The organism is Microcystis sp. M169S2 (genome assembly GCF_020245865.1).
In the GTDB taxonomy this organism is placed as follows: Bacteria; Cyanobacteriota; Cyanobacteriia; order Cyanobacteriales; family Microcystaceae; genus Microcystis; species Microcystis ichthyoblabe_A.
Genome location: NZ_JADBUB010000168.1, coordinates 1 through 3,313, shown reverse-complemented (window position 1 = coordinate 3,313; position 3,313 = coordinate 1). Strand labels below are relative to the sequence as shown.

Sequence of the window (3,313 nt, the reverse complement as noted above, 5' to 3'; positions counted from 1 at the left end):
TTTTAGACCTTTTGTCAATCAAAAAGTACTGGATATGGGAGTGATCGGGGGGAAATTTAGGCACTTTTTCCCTGAAAATTAGGTAATTGGCCACCTCAAAACTGGTAAAACCCCACACCCCACACCCCACACCCCACACCCTACCCCCCGGAAAAACTTTTTGCCGCAAACCCTGTCTAAACTCCTAGCCGATCATCCTGGTGATTTGAAAGGCTTCCGCAATCGGCCCGAGGGCTAATATCGGCAAGAAAGTGAGCGCACCGAGAATTAAAATCACCCCCGCCGTCACGCTGGTAAAGAGTCCGGTATCGGTGCGGAGGGTTCCGGTGGTGGCGGGAACCGGTTGTTTGCGGGACATCCCATCGGCTAACAAGAGCAGGGCAGCGATCGGGATATACCGTCCAGCCAGTAAACTAAAGGAGGCGCTGAGATTCCACCAGAGAGCGGTAATCGTCGGTTTCGCCCCAGCTGCAATCGCGATCGGCGAGGGTTGGGAATCTCCTAGTCCCTCGAAGCCCGATCCGTTATTGGCGGCGGCGGAAGCGTACTCGTAGATGACTTGAGATAATCCGTGAAAGCCGGGGTTACTGATGCCTTGAAAGTCGGGAAAGGCAAGGGCGATCGCTCCGGGGATGAGGATGGCGATCGGGTGAACCAGCAGAATTAAAAAACTGGCTAACACCACTTCCCGTTTCTCGATTTTGCGCCCGAACAATTCGGGGGTTCTTCCCACCATTAGCCCGGTGACGAATACCGCCAGGATTAGATAGGCAAACAGGTAGGCGGTGCCGGTTCCCTGGCCGCCGAAAACGATTTGCAGGAACAGATTCGAGAGGGTGGCGAAGCCGCCGTTCGGCATCAAAGAATCGTGCATGGCGATCACCGCACCGCACATGGTGGCCGTGGTAGTTACCGCGTACAAGGCCGATTGCGCCCAACCGAAGCGTACTTCTTTACCCTCGAAGTTAACCGCTCGATCGACCCCTAGCAGGGAGTTAACCGCCTGGTTGCCGTTATATTCCCCGATCGCTGTGATGATCGTAAAGCCGATGAAGATACCGAGGGGAATTAGATAGATTAATCGAGCTTGCTTGAGATTATCGGCGAAAACACCGTAGGTATAGATCAGGGAGGTGGGAATCGAGAGAATCGCCACCAACTGCACCAGATTGACGAATCCGTTCGGGTTTTCCAAGGGGTGGGCCGAGTTGCTGGTAAAAAAGCCGCCGCCGTTTTCTCCCAATTCCTTAATAATCTCGAAGTGGGCCACTGGACCACGGGCGATCGCCTGACTCAGGTTGGGGTTTTCTAGCGTCGGCAAGATCGCCGGGCCTGCGAGGGTTTCTGGTACTCCGGCGATGATCAGGGCAATTGCCCCCACGATCGAGATCGGTAAGAGGATACGGGTGATCGCTCGGATCAGATCCACATAAAAATTGCCCAACGGTCGCCCCGTCAGTCCCCGAATAAAGGCGATCCCCACCGCTAGACCGGTTCCAGCCGAGGTGAACATCTGGTAGCCAAGACCCCAGATCTGACTCGCGTAGCTGAGGGTGGTTTCTCCAGAATAATGCTGTTGGTCGGTGTTGGTGATAAAGGAAATCGTCGTATGTAGCGTGGTGTCCCAAGGGGGGGCGGGGATCCCCGTCGGGTTGAGGGGAAGGACTCCTTGGCCCGCAATCAGGGAAAAAACCAGAATTGCTATTACCGCGTTACTGTAGAGAACGGCGCGGAGGTACTGCCAGCCAGTCATATTCTCTTTCCCTTTCACCCCGACGAAGCTGTAAAGAAGACTCTCGACTCGATCGCACAGTGGGTCAAGCAGGGTTCTCTGTTCCATGAACACCCTAGCCATATAGCGCCCGAAAAAGGGGGTGATCGCCACAATTATCAGGATCGTGAGCGCGATTTGAATCCATCCTTGCAACATGGTTCGATCAACTCCAAAAAAAGCCAAGTGGTCATTGAGCTTGTCGAAATGTGGAGGCTCGATCAACGGATTCGACAAGCTCACCGTCCATGATCGACCGGGAAAATCACGGGTTCGCTGTCTCGAAACCGCTTGAGAAAACCAAGTTTGTCTAATCATTAGCGATCGTTAACCAGTGGATGATCGAGGTATTACTATCGCCTCTGCTGGGATGATTATAGCGATTTGTCGCGTCTTGACAATCTGTATTTTTTCCGTTCGTTATCCTATCAGCTTTTACGCACTTAAGTAGCTGGTTATAATTAAATTAAAAATGGATTTTAGGTTCGATCCCCCCTGCCCCCCTTGATAAGGGGGGTGCCGATAGGCGGGGGGATCTGACAACTTTTAACGCCTACCTACTTATGCAGAAATACTGACAATCAGCAATTATCAGTGACTCCTAAGATTTTACGTCACAAGTCGCTGAACAAACGGGAATAATTATGCAAACTTCATCGCAGAAAACGGGTTTCTTCGAGAAACCCGTTTTCTTGTAATAAATGTTAATTTCTGTTACAGGGGTCTTGAAAGATTGGGTATTGTTGAGCTAAAACTATTAGCAATAAACTTTTGCAGTTAACGTCATGACTTCTTATCTTTTGCCGATTCTTCCTGTTGTTGACGATGTTTTGTTCGATTTTGCTCAATCTGATGATTTTTGGGCGAATTTAGAAACCGCTTTTGGCGCAAGTTATGATGTGGTTAAAGCGACGCAATTACGACAGCAGTGGAAAAGCCGAAATTTTAGTCAAATTCCCCCGATTGAGGTACTTAGTGATGAGGTTTTAGGGACGGCAAAAGGGGCCTATTCCAGCAGTACCAATAAGATTTATCTATCAGCATCTTTTTTAAATACGGCTTCGTCAGCAGCGATAGTTAATGTAATTTTAGAAGAAATTGGGCATTATGTGGATGCTCAAATTAATCCGGTGGATAGCGCTGGAGATGAGGGGGCAATTTTTGCGGAGTTGGTTCAAGGAAATAGTCTGGATGTGGCAATTTTAGACGCTTTACGAGCCGAGAATGACCAGACAACAATTATAGTAAATGGTGAAATTATTGAAGTAGAACAGGCAAATTTTACGGGAACTAATGGGAATGATAATATTACGGGAACTTCTGACAGTGATAATATTTCTGGGTTAGATGGCAATGATACTTTAAGTGGTTTGGGGGGACAAGACCGCCTAGAAGGAGGAGATGGAGATGATCTTTTGTCTGGAGGAGCGGGGAATGATGGTGATTATTACGACTTCGAGAATTATTTCGGTCTCTATGGTGGAGATGGTAATGACACCTTAAATGGTGAAGCTGGTAATGATGAACTTTATGGTGGTAATG

Annotated in this window: 2 protein-coding genes; one reads left to right on the top strand and one right to left on the bottom strand. The window is 49.1% G+C overall.

The genetic code is table 11. The features are described 5' to 3' along the window. Positions 1 to 184 precede the first annotated feature (184 nt). Positions 185 to 1,930, bottom strand: coding sequence for a potassium-transporting ATPase subunit KdpA (gene kdpA / locus IM485_RS16380; RefSeq protein ID WP_287744369.1), 1,746 nt, complete (start codon positions 1,928 to 1,930; stop codon positions 185 to 187). 626 nt (positions 1,931 to 2,556) lie between these two features. On the opposite strand from kdpA, the gene IM485_RS16375 reads away from it, so the two are divergent. Next, the coding region (locus tag IM485_RS16375; RefSeq protein WP_502882192.1) for a calcium-binding protein at positions 2,557 to 3,313 on the top strand (757 nt) is incomplete at its 3' end.

Coding starts and splice junctions, on each gene's coding strand:
- kdpA (WP_287744369.1), bottom strand. CDS start 1,930: ATGTTGCAAGGATGGATTCAAATCGCGCTCACGATCCTGATAATTGTG.